19 protein-coding genes are annotated in these 17762 nt (G+C 55.1%); 10 read left to right on the plus strand and 9 right to left on the minus strand.

Annotated elements, in window-relative coordinates; all coding sequences use genetic code 11:
• Nucleotides 1-73 precede the first annotated feature (73 nt).
• From FHW16_RS08540 to FHW16_RS08560, 5 genes are all read left to right on the plus strand, one after another.
• Complete coding sequence (locus tag FHW16_RS08540) at nucleotides 74-634, plus strand: F0F1 ATP synthase subunit delta (RefSeq protein WP_105734626.1); 561 nt, start codon at nucleotides 74-76, stop codon at nucleotides 632-634.
• Complete coding sequence (gene atpA, locus FHW16_RS08545) at nucleotides 634-2163, plus strand: F0F1 ATP synthase subunit alpha (RefSeq protein ID WP_182548638.1); 1530 nt, start codon at nucleotides 634-636, stop codon at nucleotides 2161-2163. The genes FHW16_RS08540 and atpA overlap by 1 nt, the downstream gene beginning before the upstream one ends.
• A gap of 19 nt (nucleotides 2164-2182) precedes the next feature.
• A complete protein-coding gene (locus FHW16_RS08550) occupies nucleotides 2183-3061 on the plus strand; it encodes a F0F1 ATP synthase subunit gamma (protein ID WP_182548639.1) in 879 nt (292 codons plus the stop codon).
• A gap of 18 nt (nucleotides 3062-3079) precedes the next feature.
• Nucleotides 3080-4690, plus strand: a complete 1611-nt coding sequence (gene atpD, locus FHW16_RS08555; RefSeq protein WP_182548640.1) for a F0F1 ATP synthase subunit beta — start codon at nucleotides 3080-3082, stop codon at nucleotides 4688-4690.
• Nucleotides 4691-4781: 91 nt separating this feature from the next.
• A complete protein-coding gene (locus FHW16_RS08560; protein WP_182548641.1) occupies nucleotides 4782-5189 on the plus strand; it encodes a F0F1 ATP synthase subunit epsilon in 408 nt (135 codons plus the stop codon).
• Between the two features lie 445 nt (nucleotides 5190-5634).
• Here FHW16_RS08560 and FHW16_RS08565 read toward each other — a convergent pair whose 3' ends face one another.
• The 4 genes from FHW16_RS08565 to FHW16_RS08580 all read right to left on the minus strand — a co-directional run bounded on the left by FHW16_RS08565 (nucleotide 5635) and on the right by FHW16_RS08580 (nucleotide 10086).
• The gene (locus tag FHW16_RS08565) at nucleotides 5635-6159 is read right to left on the minus strand and encodes an RNA pyrophosphohydrolase (protein WP_182548642.1); all 525 of its coding nucleotides are present in this window, start codon (nucleotides 6157-6159) and stop codon (nucleotides 5635-5637) included.
• A gap of 38 nt (nucleotides 6160-6197) precedes the next feature.
• Nucleotides 6198-7217, minus strand: coding sequence for a divergent polysaccharide deacetylase family protein (locus FHW16_RS08570; RefSeq protein ID WP_348643863.1), 1020 nt, complete (start codon nucleotides 7215-7217; stop codon nucleotides 6198-6200).
• A 216-nt stretch (nucleotides 7218-7433) separates the two neighbouring features.
• Entirely contained in the window at nucleotides 7434-8759 is a 1326-nt protein-coding gene (locus tag FHW16_RS08575) for a S41 family peptidase (protein WP_182548644.1), read from the minus strand.
• On the minus strand, nucleotides 8749-10086 hold the full coding sequence (locus FHW16_RS08580) for a murein hydrolase activator EnvC family protein (protein ID WP_182548645.1): 1338 nt from the start codon (nucleotides 10084-10086) through the stop codon (nucleotides 8749-8751). The genes FHW16_RS08575 and FHW16_RS08580 overlap by 11 nt, the downstream gene beginning before the upstream one ends.
• Before the next feature lie 368 nt (nucleotides 10087-10454).
• On the opposite strand from FHW16_RS08580, the gene FHW16_RS08585 reads away from it, so the two are divergent.
• The gene (locus FHW16_RS08585) at nucleotides 10455-11174 is read left to right on the plus strand and encodes a glycosyltransferase family 2 protein (protein ID WP_182548646.1); all 720 of its coding nucleotides are present in this window, start codon (nucleotides 10455-10457) and stop codon (nucleotides 11172-11174) included.
• Here the strand turns inward: FHW16_RS08585 and FHW16_RS08590 are convergent.
• The 3 genes from FHW16_RS08590 to FHW16_RS08600 form a co-directional block, all read right to left on the minus strand.
• Nucleotides 11116-12561 carry an ArnT family glycosyltransferase gene (locus tag FHW16_RS08590; protein WP_182548647.1) on the minus strand — a complete coding sequence of 482 codons (1446 nt, stop codon included), beginning with the start codon at nucleotides 12559-12561 and terminating at the stop codon, nucleotides 11116-11118. The two genes, FHW16_RS08585 and FHW16_RS08590, sit on opposite strands and share 59 nt — an antisense overlap.
• A 197-nt stretch (nucleotides 12562-12758) precedes the next feature.
• On the minus strand, nucleotides 12759-12923 hold the full coding sequence (locus FHW16_RS08595; RefSeq protein ID WP_182548648.1) for a DUF1328 domain-containing protein: 165 nt from the start codon (nucleotides 12921-12923) through the stop codon (nucleotides 12759-12761).
• A gap of 87 nt (nucleotides 12924-13010) precedes the next feature.
• Nucleotides 13011-13805 carry a response regulator gene (locus tag FHW16_RS08600; RefSeq protein WP_182548649.1) on the minus strand — a complete coding sequence of 265 codons (795 nt, stop codon included), beginning with the start codon at nucleotides 13803-13805 and terminating at the stop codon, nucleotides 13011-13013.
• 167 nt (nucleotides 13806-13972) lie between these two features.
• On the opposite strand from FHW16_RS08600, the gene FHW16_RS08605 reads away from it, so the two are divergent.
• Nucleotides 13973-14176, plus strand: a complete 204-nt coding sequence (locus FHW16_RS08605; RefSeq protein ID WP_182548650.1) for a NepR family anti-sigma factor — start codon at nucleotides 13973-13975, stop codon at nucleotides 14174-14176.
• Nucleotides 14177-14187: 11 nt separating this feature from the next.
• A complete protein-coding gene (locus FHW16_RS08610) occupies nucleotides 14188-14739 on the plus strand; it encodes an RNA polymerase sigma factor (protein ID WP_182548651.1) in 552 nt (183 codons plus the stop codon).
• Here the strand turns inward: FHW16_RS08610 and FHW16_RS08615 are convergent.
• Entirely contained in the window at nucleotides 14722-15141 is a 420-nt protein-coding gene (locus tag FHW16_RS08615; protein WP_182548652.1) for a response regulator, read from the minus strand. The two genes, FHW16_RS08610 and FHW16_RS08615, sit on opposite strands and share 18 nt — an antisense overlap.
• A 140-nt stretch (nucleotides 15142-15281) precedes the next feature.
• On the opposite strand from FHW16_RS08615, the gene FHW16_RS08620 reads away from it, so the two are divergent.
• Nucleotides 15282-16037 carry a Crp/Fnr family transcriptional regulator gene (locus FHW16_RS08620; RefSeq protein ID WP_182548653.1) on the plus strand — a complete coding sequence of 252 codons (756 nt, stop codon included), beginning with the start codon at nucleotides 15282-15284 and terminating at the stop codon, nucleotides 16035-16037.
• A gap of 57 nt (nucleotides 16038-16094) precedes the next feature.
• Nucleotides 16095-17507 carry a CHASE3 domain-containing protein gene (locus tag FHW16_RS08625; RefSeq protein ID WP_182548654.1) on the plus strand — a complete coding sequence of 471 codons (1413 nt, stop codon included), beginning with the start codon at nucleotides 16095-16097 and terminating at the stop codon, nucleotides 17505-17507.
• 7 nt (nucleotides 17508-17514) lie between these two features.
• Here FHW16_RS08625 and FHW16_RS08630 read toward each other — a convergent pair whose 3' ends face one another.
• Nucleotides 17515-17736 (minus strand): hypothetical protein, encoded by a 222-nt coding sequence (locus FHW16_RS08630; protein ID WP_182548655.1) that lies wholly within the window; start codon nucleotides 17734-17736, stop codon nucleotides 17515-17517.
• Between the last annotated feature and the right edge of the window lie 26 nt (nucleotides 17737-17762).

Consider the following 17762-nt stretch of genomic DNA (forward strand, 5'->3'; position numbering starts at 1 on the left):
AATGCCAAAGATTTGACCGAAAATTCCTTTTGGTTTCCCGATTTTTGGCTTCAACGCAGAGAGCTTGTCGTTCGTGGCAGAAACTTCGTCGCTCATATCCGGTGTTGCCCAGCGTTATGCGGGTTCACTGTTCGACCTCGCGCTGGAAGCAAAATCAGTCGCTGATGTAGAAAAGAATCTGGGCCAGTTTGAAGCGCTCGTCAATGGCAGTGCTGACTTGAGGCGCCTCATCGAGAGCCCCGTTTTCTCCGCGGAAGATCAGGTCAAGGCTATCTCCGCGATCCTGGCCAAAGCCAAGATCGGCGGTCTTGTGGCCAACTTTCTTCGTGTCGTGGCAACGAACCGCCGCCTGTTCGCGGTTCCTTCCATGATCCAGGCGTTCCGCAATATCGCTGCCGAGAATCGCGGCGAGGTTTCGGCCGATGTTACTTCTGCGCATGCCCTGACGGCAGCGCAGCAAACTGAATTGAAGGCCACGCTGAAAAGCGTCGCCGGCAAGGACGTGACAATCAATGTCACTGTTGATCCGTCGATCCTTGGAGGTCTCATCGTCAAGTTGGGGTCCCGCCAGATCGACACTTCACTTCGCACAAAACTTTCTTCGCTTAAGCTTGCACTGAAAGAGGTCGGCTGATGGACATCCGCGCCGCGGAAATTTCCGCAATCCTGAAAGAGCAAATCAAGAATTTCGGCAAGGAGGCAGAAGTCTCCGAAGTCGGTCAGGTTCTGTCCGTCGGTGACGGTATTGCTCGTGTATATGGTCTGGACAATGTTCAGGCCGGTGAAATGGTCGAATTCCCGGACGGTACCCGTGGCATGGCCCTGAATCTTGAAAGCGACAACGTTGGTGTTGTTATTTTCGGTTCGGACCGTGACATCAAGGAAGGCGACATCGTCAAGCGCACAGGCGCTATCGTTGACGTTCCTGTCGGCAAGGAATTGCTTGGCCGCGTCGTTGACGCTCTCGGCAATCCGATTGACGGCAAGGGCCCGATCAAGGCGAAGCAGCGTTCGCGCGTTGACGTCAAGGCTCCCGGCATCATCCCCCGCAAGTCGGTGCATGAGCCAATGTCGACCGGCCTCAAGGCCATCGATGCCCTGATCCCCGTTGGCCGCGGCCAGCGCGAACTGGTCATCGGCGATCGTCAGACCGGCAAGACGGCGATCATTCTCGACACGTTCCTCAACCAGAAGCCTGCGCATGATGCCGGCAATGAGAGCGAGCGTCTTTATTGCGTTTACGTTGCTATCGGTCAGAAGCGTTCCACTGTTGCCCAGTTCGTCAAGATCCTTGAAGAACGCGGCGCGCTCGAATACTCGATCGTTGTGGCTGCTACGGCCTCTGATCCTGCTCCGATGCAGTATCTTGCACCGTTCGCCGGCTGCGCCATGGGCGAATACTTCCGTGACAATGGTATGCACGCGCTGATCGGTTATGACGATCTGTCGAAGCAGGCTGTGGCTTACCGCCAGATGTCGTTGCTGCTGCGCCGTCCTCCGGGCCGTGAAGCTTATCCCGGCGACGTTTTCTATCTGCATTCCCGCCTTCTCGAGCGTTCGGCAAAGCTGAATGACGAAAATGGTGCCGGTTCGCTGACTGCTTTGCCGGTTATCGAAACGCAGGCGAACGACGTTTCGGCTTATATCCCAACCAACGTGATTTCGATCACCGACGGTCAGATCTTCCTTGAAACCAACCTGTTCTATCAGGGTATCCGTCCTGCCGTTAACGTCGGTCTGTCGGTGTCCCGCGTCGGTTCTGCCGCGCAGATCAAGGCGATGAAGCAGGTTGCCGGTTCGATCAAGGGTGAGCTGTCGCAGTATCGTGAAATGGCTGCCTTTGCGCAGTTCGGTTCCGATCTCGATGCATCGACCCAGCGTCTTCTCAACCGTGGCGCACGCCTCACTGAACTTCTCAAGCAGCCGCAGTTCTCGCCGCTGAAGACTGAAGAGCAGGTTGCCGTGATTTTCGCGGGTGTGAACGGCTATCTCGACAAGCTGGCCGTCAATCAGGTCAGCAAGTTCGAGCAGGGCCTGCTCACATGGCTGCGCACCGAGAACAAGGATGTTCTCGACGCAATCGCCAAGGAAAAGCAGCTGAGCGACGACATCAAAGGCAAGCTGAAGGCTGCAGTTGACGCCTTCGCCAAGTCTTTCGCGTAACCACTGACGGGATGAACGGATGCCTTCGTTAAAGGATCTGAGAAACCGGATCGCCTCGGTCAAGGCGACGCAGAAAATCACCAAGGCGATGCAGATGGTCGCCGCGGCGAAGCTGCGTCGTGCGCAGGAAGCTGCGGAAGCCGCGCGTCCCTATTCACAGCGTATGGCTGCTGTGCTGGCCAACATCGCTGCCAATGTGGATGGTGATGATGCTCCTGTACTGATGAGCGGAACCGGCAAGGACGATGTGCATCTGCTCATCGTCTGCACATCGGAGCGTGGTCTCTGCGGTGGTTTCAATTCGCAGATCGCCCGTCTGGCCCGTGAACATGCACGCCGTCTGCTTGCGGACGGCAAGACGGTCAAGATCATCACTGTCGGCAAGAAGGGCGCGGATATCCTGCGCCGTGATCTCGGCAAGCATATCATCGATCACGTTGATCTGCGCGATGTGAAGCAGCTCGGCTTTGTCAATGCTGATGCGATCGGTCACAAGATCATCGACCTTTATAATGAAGGTGCGTTTGACGTTGCGACGCTGTTCTATTCGGAATTCAAGTCGGTGATTTCCCAGATACCAACTGCCCAGCAGTTGATTCCCGCAAGCGCCATCGGCGATGCCGAACCGGAAACGGCAGGCGATGCGGTTTATGAATATGAGCCGGATCCGGCATCCATTCTTGGCGATCTGATCCCACGCAATATTTCCGTCCAGGTTTTCCGCGCTCTCCTCGAAAACGCGGCATCGGAGCAGGGTGCGCGTATGTCCGCCATGGACAACGCAACCCGCAATGCCGGTGACATGATCAACAAGCTGACAATGTCGTACAACCGCCAGCGTCAGGCTCAGATCACCAAAGAACTGATCGAAATCATTTCGGGCGCGGAAGCGCTCTAATCGCGAAGGTAAGGATCGATGGCAAAAGCAGCGACCCCGAAAACACCCGCAGCCGCCAAAGCAGCTGCACCCAAGGCAGCCACAAAGGCAGCCGCAGCCAAGCCAGCAGCCGCTGCAAAGGCCGCCGCTCCGAAGGCTGAAGTAAAGGCTGCTCCGGTAGCCAAGAGCGCCAAGGCATCGGCAACGCCAAAGACGACCGTGAAGGCAACCGGCACTGCCGGTCGCATCAGCCAGGTCATCGGCGCCGTTGTGGACGTTCATTTCGAAGAAGGCGATCTGCCAAAGATTCTGAACGCGCTCGAAACCGACAACCTCGGCAATCGTCTTGTTCTGGAAGTTGCCCAGCATCTGGGTGAGAACACTGTTCGCACGATCGCCATGGATTCGACCGAAGGTCTGGTTCGCGGTCAGCCCGTGTATGACACCGGTTCGGCTATCATGGTTCCAGTCGGCGAAGCAACGCTCGGCCGTATCATGAACGTTATCGGTGAACCGGTTGATGAAGCCGGCCCGATCAAGACAAAGCTGACACGCGCTATCCATCAGCCAGCTCCGGAATATGTCGAGCAGTCGACCGAAGCCCAGATTCTGGTGACCGGCATCAAGGTTATCGATCTGCTTGCACCCTATGCACGCGGCGGTAAGATTGGCCTCTTCGGTGGTGCTGGCGTTGGCAAGACCGTTCTGATCATGGAACTGATCAACAACGTGGCCAAGGCGCATGGTGGTTACTCGGTATTCGCCGGCGTGGGTGAACGTACCCGCGAAGGCAACGACCTTTACCACGAAATGATCGAGTCCGGCGTGAACAAGGCTGGCGGCGGTGAAGGCTCCAAGGCTGCACTCGTTTACGGTCAGATGAATGAGCCGCCAGGGGCCCGTGCCCGTGTTGCGCTTTCCGGTCTGACAGTTGCCGAGCATTTCCGCGATGAGGGTCAGGACGTTCTGTTCTTCGTGGACAATATTTTCCGCTTCACGCAGGCTGGTTCGGAATTGTCGGCTCTGTTGGGCCGCATCCCGTCCGCCGTGGGTTATCAGCCAACGCTGGCAACCGACATGGGCCAGATGCAGGAACGCATCACCACGACCCACAAGGGTTCGATCACATCCGTGCAGGCCATTTACGTGCCCGCCGACGATTTGACCGATCCGGCTCCTGCGACATCCTTTGCGCATCTGGATGCGACGACGAACCTTAACCGTGCGATCTCTGAAAAGGGTATTTATCCGGCTGTGGATCCGCTCGACTCGACATCACGCATGCTCGATCCGCTGATCGTTGGTGAAGAACACTACCAGATTGCCCGTCAGGTTCAGTCGATCCTGCAGCGCTACAAGTCCCTGCAGGACATCATCGCCATTCTCGGCATGGATGAGTTGTCCGAGGAAGACAAGATCACGGTCGCCCGCGCCCGCAAGATCGAACGCTTCCTGTCGCAGCCGTTCTTCGTTGCTGAAATCTTCACCGGTTCGCCGGGCAAGCTGGTTGATCTGGCTGACACCATCAAGGGCTTCAAAGGTCTTTGCAACGGTGACTACGATCACCTGCCGGAAGCAGCATTCTACATGGTCGGCTCGATTGACGAGGCGATCGAAAAGGCACAGCGTCTGGCAGCTGAAGCTGCCTGATCTGGAACATAATGGCGGGCTTCGGCCCGCCCTTTCTTGTCAAGGCCATCCCTTCTATCAGGTCAATGACCGCAGGAATTGAGTGAATATCATGGCAGAAGCCTTCCATTTTGAACTCGTATCGCCAGAACGTCTGCTGCTCTCGGAACAGGTCACCGAAGTTGTGGTTCCGGGCACGGAAGGTTACATGACTGTGATGGCACATCATGCGCCGCTGATGGCGACGATCAAGCCAGGTGTCGTGACTGTGAAGACGGCGGACGGCAAGCCGGACAGCTATGTCGTATTCGGCGGTTTCGTCGACGTGACACCGGACGGATGCATTCTCCTCGCGGAATCGGCGGTACACGTCACCGATATAAAGGCTGATGAGCTGCAGAACCGCATAAAGGACGCGAAGGAAGACTTCGAAGATGCGACGACGCGCGAACAAAAGGCCAAGGCAGAAGATCTTCTCGGCCAGTTGACAACGCTGCAGGAAGCCATCAAGGCTGCTTGATTGATTTCCAAGCCTCGGTAATGATTAGAGCGGGCCTTTTGGTCCGCTTTTTTTGTTTGAACTGGGTTGCAGGATCTTATCACAAGGTCCTCCCTCTTCGTCATCCTCGGGCTTAGCCCGAGGACCCACGAGCGAGGAACTCCGCCGTTCCAACTGGCTTAATGCATCCCAGTTTAGTCAATCCGCAACGAAGAAGAATTTGTGCAGCCAGTTCGCTGGATCCCTTTGCATTTCTAGATAGGGCTATACTCTTTGCCGTGGGTCCTCGGGTCAAGCCCGAGGATGACACAAAGGGAGGAGCTCGAAGATATAGGAGCGGTAAGGTTGTGGTTTTTCAACGAGATATACCGAAGTTACGGGGTTAGCTTTGCGCAATCATCCATCCCCCTCATCGTGAGCTTGTCGAACCACGCACAACAGAAATGCAGGCGGGAAATAGTGCGGATCAATCCGCCAGATGCCTGAAAGCAGCGACGACCTGCTCGTAGACCTCGCGTTTAAACGGCACGATCAGATCCGGGAGTTGAACCATTGGCTTCCACGCCCATGCGTCGAATTCAGCCGTGTGGCCACCGGGCGGCGGGTTGATGGCGATCTCGCTTTCGTCGCCGTCAAAACGGTAGGCAAACCATTTCTGTGTCTGGCCGCGGTACTTGCCTTTCAGTGCCAGCCCGACGAGTTCCGGCGGCAGGTCATAGTTGATCCAGTCCGGCGCTTCTGCGAGCAGGGAAACGGTTTTCATGCCGGTTTCTTCATAGAGCTCCCGGCGCGCTGCAATCTCCGCGTCTTCGCCCTTGTCGATACCACCCTGCGGCATCTGCCAAAGCTGGGTTGCGCCTTCCATCTCGTCATTGGGTATGACAATGCGATGACCCGCCCAGACAAGCCCTTCAGCGTTGAGAACCATGATGCCGACGCAAGGCCGATAGGGGAGTGTATCCGGATCAACTGGCCCATGTTTCTTGCTCATGAGAATACTCCGCTGCAGAAGGTCGTGATGATGGGTGCCTAGCCCTTTTCAGGGTCCCGGACAAGGGCGGAAACCGGTACAATCTCAATGCCCCGGGTCTTGGCTTCGTTTGCCCAGGCAGTAACGGCGTCAACGGTCACGTCAAAGGCCGAGCCGGTAGCAATGGCCGTGCCCTTGGCGCGAGCGATGCGCTCGAGTTCATCGAGCTTCTTGAGAATACTGCCCCGATCCTGTGCGCCGTCAATCAGGATGTCAGCGGCGGCAAAGGGCGTCCCCTGCTGTGCGGCGATCATGTCAGCCTGGCTGCGGGCCGAACTGCCATCATCAAGATAAAGCAGGCCGCGCTTTGTTACGTCCTGCATCACCGGAGTCATCGCTTTGGTGTCGGCGGTAAAACGGGCACCCATGTAATTCATGACCCCGGTATAGTTGGTAATGCGCCCCATGGCCTTGTGGAGATTGTCGAGTGTCTCCGTGGCTGGCGCATCGACTGTCAGCGTGTTGCGGCCGGGATTGACGCGCGGGTAATCAAATGGTTCGAGGGGGAGCTGCATCAGCAGTTCATGACCATTCTGGCGTGCCGTTTGCATCCAACGGGTAAGGCTGTTTCCTTCGGGGGCAAAGGCCAGCGTGATCTCCGCAGGGAGTGTGCCTATGGCCCGCTGTGTGCCCGTCTGGGACATGCCGAGCCCACCGATCACAATTGCAACCCGTGCACCGCGTGCGCCGGACCACGACCGCGCGTAGACATCGAGTGACCGTCGACCGTCCGATGCGGTGATCGGCAATGGCCCCTGAGCAGTCATCTCAAGCAGATCGCGATCCGGGATATGCGCAGTCAGAGGGTTCTGCGACTGCCTGCCCGGATCGCCCACGATGATTATTTTAGGGCCGCCGGGACTGGTTGTCACATTCTCCTGCGTCACCGTTGCTGCTGGTCGCTTGCTCGCTGCTGGATCGTTCTTTGGTGGGAGCTGCGGTGTTGCCTCAATAAGCTTCGGTTTTTTCGGCTCCGGAGAAGGATTGCGAAAACCATGATTGCTTGTCAGTGAAATCACCAGCGCAGCTGCACCTATCCCCATAATGGCAACAGTAGACAGCAGCCAGCGAGTGCCAGCCTTGCGACCTGGTCTTTCTTGAGGCCGTTTGCTGTTTTGTCCCAGCGGCCTGTTGATGTCGGAATTCACGCGCTTCGGCCGATGAGGGAGAGGGAACGGAAGGAAGTGTCAAAGAAAGAGGGGATCAGACAAGGCGCCTGATCCCCATTGTTGATATCAGTTCGGGACACCCTTTGTCGGGTCTGCCGGGAAGGCTGCATTGGCCTGTTCGCCGCGCAGAAGCTTCAAGGCTTCGATCAGCTGCAGATCGTCCTTTGGATCCGGTGGTACATAGGCAATGGAGCCCGAGCCCTCAGCATCTTCCTGAACGCCCTTGATATGTCCCTTCAGGCTGGATTCACTCATGGGCTCAGCGCGGCCCTTGAGATCATCAGGCAACGGCTGATCGACTGCAATATCAGGAACGATGCCCTTGCCCTGAATGGACTTGCCGGCAGGTGTATAATAAAGCGCCGTTGTCAAACGCAGCGCGCCATTTTCACCCAGCGGGATGATTGTCTGAACAGAACCCTTGCCGAAAGAACGTGTGCCAAGCACCGTTGCCCGGCGATGATCCTGCAATGCACCCGCGACGATTTCAGAGGCGCTGGCCGAACCGCCATTGATCAGGACAATCAGCGGCTTGCCGTTGATCAGATCGCCCGGACGGGCATCAAACCGCGTGATGTCCTGAGGATCGCGGCCACGGGTGGATACGACTTCGCCCTTGTCCAGGAAAGCATCGGATACGGCAACTGCCTGATCCAGAAGACCGCCCGGGTTGAGGCGCAGATCGAGCACAAAGCCCTTCAGCTTGTCTTCCGGTACCTTGCTCTGGATATCCTTGATTGCTTTCTGCAGGTCTTCAAAGGTCTGTTCCGTGAAGGAAATAACCCTGACATAACCAACTTCGTTTTCAACGCGGTATTTCACGGCCTTCACTTTGACGACGTCACGGACGATCGTCAGCTTGATCGGCTTGTCGGCACCCTGACGGATAAGTGTCAGTTCGATCGGGGTGTTGACGTCGCCGCGCATCTTGTCGACGGCATCGGTCAATGTCAGCCCGCGAACATCGGTGCCATCAATCTGCGAGATATAATCGCCGGCAAGAACGCCAGCCTTGGATGCTGGTGTGTCTTCAATGGGAGAAATGACCTTTACAAGTTCGTTTTCCATCGTGACTTCAATACCAAGGCCACCGAACTCGCCCTTTGTCTGGACGCGCATATCCTGCGCCTGCTCGGCGTTCATATAGGATGAATGGGGGTCAAGCGACGTCAGCATGCCATTGATGGCGCTTTCGATCAGCTTCTTGTCATCCGGCGGCGTGACATACTGAGCCCGGACGCGCTCGAAGATGTCACCGAAAATCGACAGTTGTTTGTATGTATCGTTGCCCGCAGCTTCTGCAGCGGTTGTGGGCAGCGAACCCTGCACAACGACCATTGCCGTCGCGCCCAACAGGGCTCCGGCCATGAGAAGCGTTAACCTACGTATCATTTGTGGTCCTTCCAGCGAGCCTATCCGCCCACCAAGGAGCGGGATTAACAGGTTTTGTATCTTTTCGGAACTCAATGTAAAGCATTGGCGCTCCATTTCCCATCTGAACGGTGCCGGTACTGGCTACAAGTTGCTCGTTCATCACACCGACCGGCTCTCCCGCCAAAACGAACTGATTCTGCGAAACATTGATTCTCTTCATACCCGCCAAAACGACATGATAGCCATTGCCGGCGTCAAGGATCAAGAGTTGACCATAGGACCGGAATGCGCCGGCATAAAGGACCACTGCATCCGTGGGCGAGGTAATCGTCGCTCCGGCAGGAGTTTCGAGCGTGTCGCCCTGCAAAATGCCACCCAAACCGTCGTCGTCGCCGTAATGCCTGATAAGTTTGCCGGCGCCCGGCATGGACAGATGCCCTTTGAGCGAAGCAAAATTCACCTTGGCCGAAAGGCGTTCCTGATTGGAGGCAAAATTATCGGCGCGTTCCTGGCTGGCCGCGAGTTTTTGTTCTTCCTGCTGATTGGCGGCGCTGGCTGCTTTACGCGCCTCCTCCATATCCTGTTCCATCGAGGCGATAAGATCGCGCAGCGAGGTGGCTTTTTTTGCCAGATCTTCGGATCGTTGCTGTTCGGCCTTGCGTGTCTCTTCCGAAGTCGACTGCAGCTTCTGTTTTTCGGCGAGCAGCAGATCCAGCCGCTTCTTTTCTTCCGCCTGTCCCGACAGAGCAGCGGTCAATCGCGTCTGCTCGTCCGAGATCGATGTCTTGATCCGGGTCAATTCCTTGAGATCCGCAATCAATATTTCGGTCTGTTCGCGCATTTCAGGAACAACAGCTCCAAGCAGAACAGCACTTCGGACTGAAGCAAGTGCGTCATCGGGGCGGACAAGAATAGCGGGCGGTGGATTGAGCCCCATACGCTGCAAGGCGGCCAGAACCTCGGCGAGGGCACCCCGGCGCTCTCTCAGGGAGAGTTTTACGCCATCTTCCCGTTCCCGCAGATCCGTCAGCTTATCGCCGATCCCGGCGATATCTTCAGCCAGTTTCTTTTCGGTCTTGGCCGACTGGATAAGCGCAGCTGTTATAGTCGTCTGATCTTTCTTCAGATCAGCGATTTCCTTGTCGAGCGAGGCGACCCGTTCCGAAGACAAGCTGATCTGGCCGGCGATTTCATCCAGCTGTTTGACGGTTTCGGCGCGTTTTGCGTCGACCTGTTCCTGAGCCTTCGCAGGTAAAACGCAGGCAAACAACAGAAGAAGGAGGCCTGCATGCGCGCCTATACCCTTCCCCGAACCGATCTTTGCCTGTGAAACCTGAAAACGCATATGCGGACCGAAATAAATTATGATTAGAGCCGACAATAGGAAGACTTCGATTAATGAACTATTAACCATAAACCATCCACGCCGGATATTAGCGTGATGCTATCACTTTAGTATCAAATGGGATGGCGGAATTGCGGCGTGAGCTTCACTCTTACGTGAAACATAGTCGGTTCAGCCTCCATTCCAGGTATTGGTGTGTTCCTCGCTGTGAACATTTGTTTTGCTTTCCCGTTTTGAATGCTATGGGAGCGGTAATAGATTTAAATTTCTGACGCATTGCGCTGATGCAATGATATTCATACCAGGCCGGGCACAACCCGAATCTGATCGGAATGCGGCAGGCCCATCACGATTTCTGGATTTTTGAAATGGCCGACCTGACAGTCGTAATTCCTGTCTACAATGAATCGGGAAACATCGGTGCACTTGTCACTGAAATCAATCAGGCCCTTTCGGGCATCGCAGTCTATGAGATACTCATCGTGGACGATGGATCCGCTGATGGCTCGGCAGAAGAAGCCTTGAATGCCGGCCATCATGTTCGCGTTCTCCAGCACAAAAAACGGACCGGAAAATCCAGGGCGCTTGTGAGCGGGTTTCAGGCCGCCAAGGGCAAATGGATCGCAACGCTTGATGGGGACGGGCAGAATAATCCGTCAGATCTGGCGCAACTTTGGCAGCGTATCGAAAAATCTCCGCCTGTGCTTTTTGCCGGCGTCAGGAAGCGCCGCAATGACGGCGTGGTGAAGCTGCTGACATCGAAATCTGCCAATTTCATACGCAAGCGACTTCTTAAGGATAACTGCAGGGACGCGGGGTGCGGTTTCAAGGTCTTGCCTGCGAGCGTTGCAAAAGGGTTGCCCTACTTCGACAATATGCATCGCTTTCTTCCAGCGCTCTCGGTCCGGGCTGGATTGCCTGTGGTCGAGATTGACGTGGAAGATCGCCCGCGTTTAGCCGGAGTCTCGAAGTATGGATTCTTCGATCGCGCTGCGGTCGCATTCCTCGACACCGTGGGTGTCTTTTGGCTCAGCCGCCGGTATTCTGATCCGGAAGCGGTGAGTGAGATGAATAGCGCTGAAAGCTGAAGGTCCGTGTTCGTCCGCTGAAGTTTCTAAGCGGGCTCACGACCTTTGTGACAGGGCCGGCGGCGACTGCATCGGCCGGTAGCCGCTCAAGCGTATCTTCGTTTGGTGCATCGTCACCGCGCCAGACAAGAACAATATCGTCGGCGCTGCCACTCGCGGGCGGCCAATTCAACTGAACTGCAACATTGGCCCCATCATCCTGCCTGTCGCCCGCAATGCGTGCCGGCGTCGAATTCTGCGCGCGAATGGCGCCCGCCACAGCATCAAATGGCGTTGACAGCCGTTCTGCGCCAAAAAGCATGACGATGGCAAAGGCGGTCGGAGCCAGCAGATAAAAGCCTGCGGATATAACGAGGAGATTTCGCGCGCCGTACTTTTGCGGGAAATACAACGCCAGCAAAATGGCAGTCGGTGCCAGAATGGGTGCCATATAGCGCTCGGCCACCGAATGATAATCGGCAAAAAACACGATCAGGCCAAAGGCTGTCAGACCGATGACAATGGTTCGGAACAGTACTTTTCTGACATCGGCGTCACCGTCCGGAGCGGGCTTGGGATCATCCTTCCGCCTGCCGATCAGGAAGATCAGCAGAGCAGGGCCGGACCAGAGGAATGCCGAAATGACAAGACTGAGAACGCCATCTACTCCAAACCAGGGCAGATCAAGCGGTTGGAGCATGGGTATCGGATGGTTGAGCTTGGCCATTCGCCCGGCTGTGGCCGCCAAAGGTGCATTAAGAGACGCAACGACAATGGGGCACATGGCCACCACAAAAATGGCAAGAGAAATCCACGCAGGTTTGCGGAAAACCTGTCGACGGATATTCAGATTCAACGCACAGGCAATGAGGAAACTGAACAGGAATATGAAGAAATTGTATTTTGCGAGCCCGCCAATCGCGGCCCATACACCGAGCCACACGTAAGCGCTGTAGCCTCGGCCTGATCGGATCAGAGTCAAGGCGTGAATGACGCCGATGGATGCGACAATCACAAGAAGCGTGTGTGCGGTTGTCTGAATCGACATCCATACAATTTGAGGCAGCAAAGCCGAGGCAGCCAACGCCAGCACCCCGGCGCGGTCCCCGCCGAGGCGGCGGGCGGTGTCGAAGGACAGCCAGTGGTAAAGGCCGAGCAGGCACAGACGTACAAGAACGGTTGCGGCCACCCAGTTCCAGCCAGTCAGGGTGAGACCAAGCCGGACAAGCCAGTTGTAAAGCGGCGGGTGGGAATTGCCATATATCCAGGCGAAGTCAACTGAGCCGACGAACTGGGCCTCGTCAATATCGAGGAATGGCGAAAGTGCCAGCCTCAAGGCGATCACGCCTGCCGTATAGCATAATATGGCAACGGGTACCCTACGGGCGAGGTATGTCCAGTCAATCATCGGGCCGTCCAGTTTCAACGCTGCATATCATCGAAAACCGGATGCAGCCTGACCGTCAAGTTTACATTTTCATCAACCCACTACAACCAAGTGGTACCTCTCGCAATGCTCAAATAGCGAAGGGCAACGCCAGTCACACAAAAAGCAAAAACCGCCGGTGCGGAACCGGCGGTTTTTGTGGCATTCAAAGGTTTTTATCAGGCCTTTCGCAGCAGTCCGGCAACCAACGAAATTACCAGCAGCGCCAAGAATACAAAGAATATGATCTTTGCAATGCCCACAGAAGCACCTGCAATTCCGCCAAAGCCCAAAGCGCCTGCCACAAGGGCAATAATGAGAAAAACCACGGCATAATATAGCATTATCATCTCCCTATCTTGTTGCTTTCAGAACGCTTTCCAAGAGGTTTGGTTCCGATACGACAGGGTGGTTTACACCTTAAGCGTTTCTCATGCCTTTGCCTTGCTGCTTTCCTTAAAGAACAATGCCTGCGTAATCAGCGCTTTCACCATGTCCGGATTAAAGGGCTTGGTAACAAGGAAAGTCGGCTCCGGCCGCTCGCCGGTCAGCAGACGTTCTGGAAAGGCCGTGATGAAGATGACCGGAACGGCATCCTGACTGAGAATATTGTTCACGGCATCAATGCCGGAACTCCCGTCTGCAAGCTGAATATCCGCCAATATCATGCTCGGCTGTGTCTGGGAATAAAGTTTGATGGCTTCGTCCCGCGTGCGGGCAATGCCGACGACCCGGTGGCCCAGACTTTCAACCATATGCTCGATATCCATGGCGATCAGCGGTTCGTCCTCGATGATCATGATATCGGTTGCGATCTGCTTGGAGATGCCGACGGAAGCCTCATCGAGCAGACCGTAAAGTTCCTGCTCGTCGATTTCGAGAATATCGAGCGTCTCGGCCTGGCTGAAACCTTCAAGGCTGATGAGCAGGAAGGCCTGACGCGCGCGGGGCGCGATGGCTGTCAAATTGGCTGCGGCGTGCTTTTCCCAACCAAATTCCGACTGCAGCTCAAGCGGCCGCACATTGACGGAATTGAAGTGCTTGATCAGCAGCTTGTAGAGGCTGACGCGATCCGACGATGTTTCGGGAAAAAGGGAGACGTCGTTGATGAGAATTTCGAGGGTCGCTGCCACGTAGGCATCACCCGAAGACTGCGAGCCTGTAATGGCGCGGGCAAAACGACGAAGATAGGGCAGATGTGGAGCGATCCGAGTGGACAATGACATTATAATGGATTCCCTGTTCCCCTTGGGGCATTGAAGACGAATACGAACCAAAACACATTCGCGAAAAAAAAGTTCCCTGCAACGGAACTTTTCCTTCACTGAAGTATTATCGATACTAATGTGCCTGCCAAAAGCTTTTGCGACGAACGACCAGCAAAGATAGTAGAATGAACGCAAATAAAAGTCTCTCCGACGGCCCTGAAAAGGGACGCGTCCGCCGCCGCGACGTCAGAAACGCGGAATCAGAAATCGGTTTGAAGCTTCGTGCGCTTTATGCCTCAGTCCAGGAGGAAGAAATCCCCGTGCGGTTTCTGGATCTTCTGGAAAAGCTCGACGAGGCTGAACGCAACCATGCTCAGTCGTCAAAATAACAGGCGGTCGAATGGTACATGAGTCTGCTGATTTCAAGAGAAACCTGATTGCGTCCTTACCGAAGCTCCGTGCGTTCGCGGTATCGCTAATTGGCAATCCTGATCGCGCCGATGATCTTGTTCAGGATACGATCATGAAGGCATGGGCGAAGCAGGATTCGTTCGAACCGGGCACGAATATCAAGGCGTGGCTATTCACCATCCTGCGCAATGAATTCTATAGCCAGATGCGCAAGCGTGGGCGCGAGGTTCAGGATTCCGACGGCATTTTCACCGAACAGTTGTCCGTACATCCTTCACAGTACGGCGCACTCGATCTGCAGGACTTCCGCAAGGCACTGGAAAAGCTGCCCGATGATCAGCGGGAGGCAATTGTTCTTGTTGGCGCGTCGGGTTTTTCCTATGAGGAAGCGGCTGAAATCTGTGAATGCGCTGTTGGAACAATCAAGAGCCGGGTCAGCCGCGCGAGAACGCGGTTGCAGGAACTCCTCGATGTGCAAGGGGAGGTGGATTACGGGCCTGATTCGATCTCCACACAGGTTACCTCAAACAAATTCGCCTGACGTGTCATCATCTTTTGCCACCGCAGTACTGTGGGAAACTTTGAATGCCGCAGCGGTGACTGCTTGCAGGATATGGGACTTGCCATAGGGTTTCAGAACAACGGGAACATTGGCAAAGCCCGGTATGCCGCCCCTTTGCTGGTCGTAGGCAGTGGCAAAGACGAGGGGAATCCCCCGTTGCAGCAAAAGCCGCGCCGCTTCAAAGGACGAAGCACCACGCGCCTGGACTTCGAGAATGGCAATGTCACATGGCTGTTGACTGTCTATCCAGAAAAGAAGTTCTGCAACCGTTGAAACCACATGAACGGATTTGGCGCCGCAATCGTTGGCGATGCGCTCCAGCTCCATTCCAATCAGAAATTCATCTTCCAGAACAAGAACCCGCTTGCCGGTCAATTCCATCTCAACTGCTCCTAAAAGCAGTGCTTATGCGCCCGGTGCCGGTATGTGTCATTTAACTATGACATGTCGAAAGCGAAGAATTATCGGGCATTTCAATGGCGCCATGCTAGCCTGTTCAACAACTCTCGATCGAGAAACACATGAAAACAACAACGGCCTCAGCAGTGCGGCAATTTCCTTGCGAAAAATGTCCCTTGCAGGACTTTCCGCATTTTCAGCCACATGACAAAGAAGAGCTGACTTTCCTGTCTGGATTCAAGACCGGCGAACTCGTGGCCGATGCCGGAACGACATTTTTGGTCGAGGGCGCCAACAGCGCGCACCTGTTCTCGGTGCTGTCGGGGTGGGCATTTCGATATAAAACGCTCGAAGACGGTCGCAGACAAATCCTCAACTACGTGCTGCCCGGCGATCTCATCGGATTGCAAGGATCGCTGATGAAGGAGATGCAACATTCCATCGAGGCAATGTCGCCGGTTATTCTTTGCGTCTTTCAGCGGGACAAGTTGCCTAATCTCTTCCGCAATTTCCCCAGTCTCGCCTATGACATCACATGGCTGGCGTCGCGCGAGGAACAGATGCTGGATGAAATCCTGCTGAGCGTGGGCCGCCGGTCTGCGCTGGAGCGCGCGGCGTATCTCTTTGCCTTCATGTTCCAGCGCGCCAAATCCGTGGGTATGGTGAAAGACAACAAACTCTTCATTCCCCTCAGGCAGCAGCATGTGGCGGATACGCTTGGGCTATCCATCGTGCATACCAACAAGACATTGAAGAAGCTGGCCGCTCGTGGTGCACTGCGCTGGGTTGACAGGGGGTGTGAAGTTCTTGACGAGCCAATGCTTCTGGATATTTCCGGATGGCAGGGTTTGCCGAAGGTGCCAAGACCTTTTATTTAGGTCTTAGATTTGACAGTCTTGTAGACCAGACTCGATCTGGCAGGAGCAATAGAGTTGGTGCAGTGGCGCAGAGTCTTGGCGGGTTTTTCTGAGAGGCCGGCGCGCGGACTGGCAATCATAATTTCACTGGCGCTGATCATTACTGCGGCAGCATCGACGGTCATTCTGACCCGCGGTTTTAACAATCAGATGGATGATGTTATTGCCACTTATCAGGTGCGTGAGCGGGCGGATGGTGCGCTTGCCCTTCTGAATGAGACGCACACCAGTCAGCGCGGCTATCTCCTGACCCAAAACCCTGCCTTTCTTGATCAGTATCGCGGCGCGGCGTCCCGACTCGATGAATCTCTGAATACCTTGAACGAGATGACAAGAGGCAATTCCCGCCAACAGGTGATTGTCAGTCAAATTCGAGATTTGGCGAAACAAAAGCAACAAAGGGTTGAATCCGCGATATCGCTCTCGCTGGCAGGAAAAAACAGTGATGCCTTGGCGTCCCTCGGTCCGGACTTCGGCATAGGGCAAATGGATGAGATCAAGAAAACCATCAGCGGTTTTCTGGCCGAGGAGGACCGGCGGCTTATCGCGCGCAATATTGCAATGGATGATCTCCGATTCTGGCTCACGGTTGCCTCGATTCTCTCTCTCGGCGGTGCACTCTTATTGGCCTATATCCTTGCCAGCCGGACTAAACGTTATGTCCGCAGATTGACGGAAGGGCAATCGACTCTTCTGTCCGAAAAATCGCAGTTGGAAGAAATGGTGCAGTTGCGCACGGCCGAGCTGGAAAAAGCTATGCTGATAGCCAAGCGGGAAAGGGCGCGTGTCGAAACGCTGCTACAGGATTCCGATCACCGCATTGGTAATTCGCTGGCGACCGTTTCATCGCTTCTTGGCATCCAGATGCGTGATGTTTCATCGGAAGAAATCCGCGTGGCGCTTGGTGCGGCGCGGGACCGCATCCAGACGATTTCCTCAGCGCATCGGCGTCTCCGGCTCGGCAAGGATCATGAAACTGTTCGAGCCGACGAATATTTGCCGGAGGTTATCGCCGACCTTAAAGAATCCCATGTTCATGATCGGGATATCCGGATCAATGCACATTTCGAGCAAATTGACTTGAGTTCGCGCGACGCCACGACGCTGGGTATCATCATTGGCGAGTTGACGATGAACGCGATCAAGCATGCCTTTCCGGATAATCGCTCCGGATCGATTGCAATTCGCCTTGAGCGCAATGGCAATGGTGTTGTCGCACTGGCCATCGCAGATGACGGAATTGGCATGCAGGAGAAGCGCGAAAAGCGTGCATCGGGGCTCGGATCAGTAATCGTCGCACAGCTCTGCCAGCAGTTTGGTGGAGAGGTAAACTATACCGCAAATGAAAGCGGCGGCACATTGGTAACCGTTACATTCCCTTCCCTCCAGAGTGCAGAAACTCCGGAAGAGGTTAAGGCAGAGAACGAATGAAAAGGCATTACAACGTTGCTGCCCCCGTTTCCGGCATATCAGCATTCAATTTTTCAAGCGCGAGCTCGATATCGCGTAAATTTCGGGTGAAACCATCGTCGGTGTCCATTCCGCCTTCGGTTGCTGCTCGTTGCAGTCCCCTTGCTTCACTCAGGAGATCCTGCAGTTTTTCAATCTTCGCAGGTTTGTTCAGACTATTGTCGGATAGAATGTCTTTGACTTCGAGCATAAGTATCTCCTTTGCATCATTGGCAA

Source organism: Phyllobacterium myrsinacearum (genome assembly GCF_014138285.1).
GTDB classification, from domain to species: domain Bacteria; phylum Pseudomonadota; class Alphaproteobacteria; order Rhizobiales; family Rhizobiaceae; genus Phyllobacterium; species Phyllobacterium myrsinacearum_A.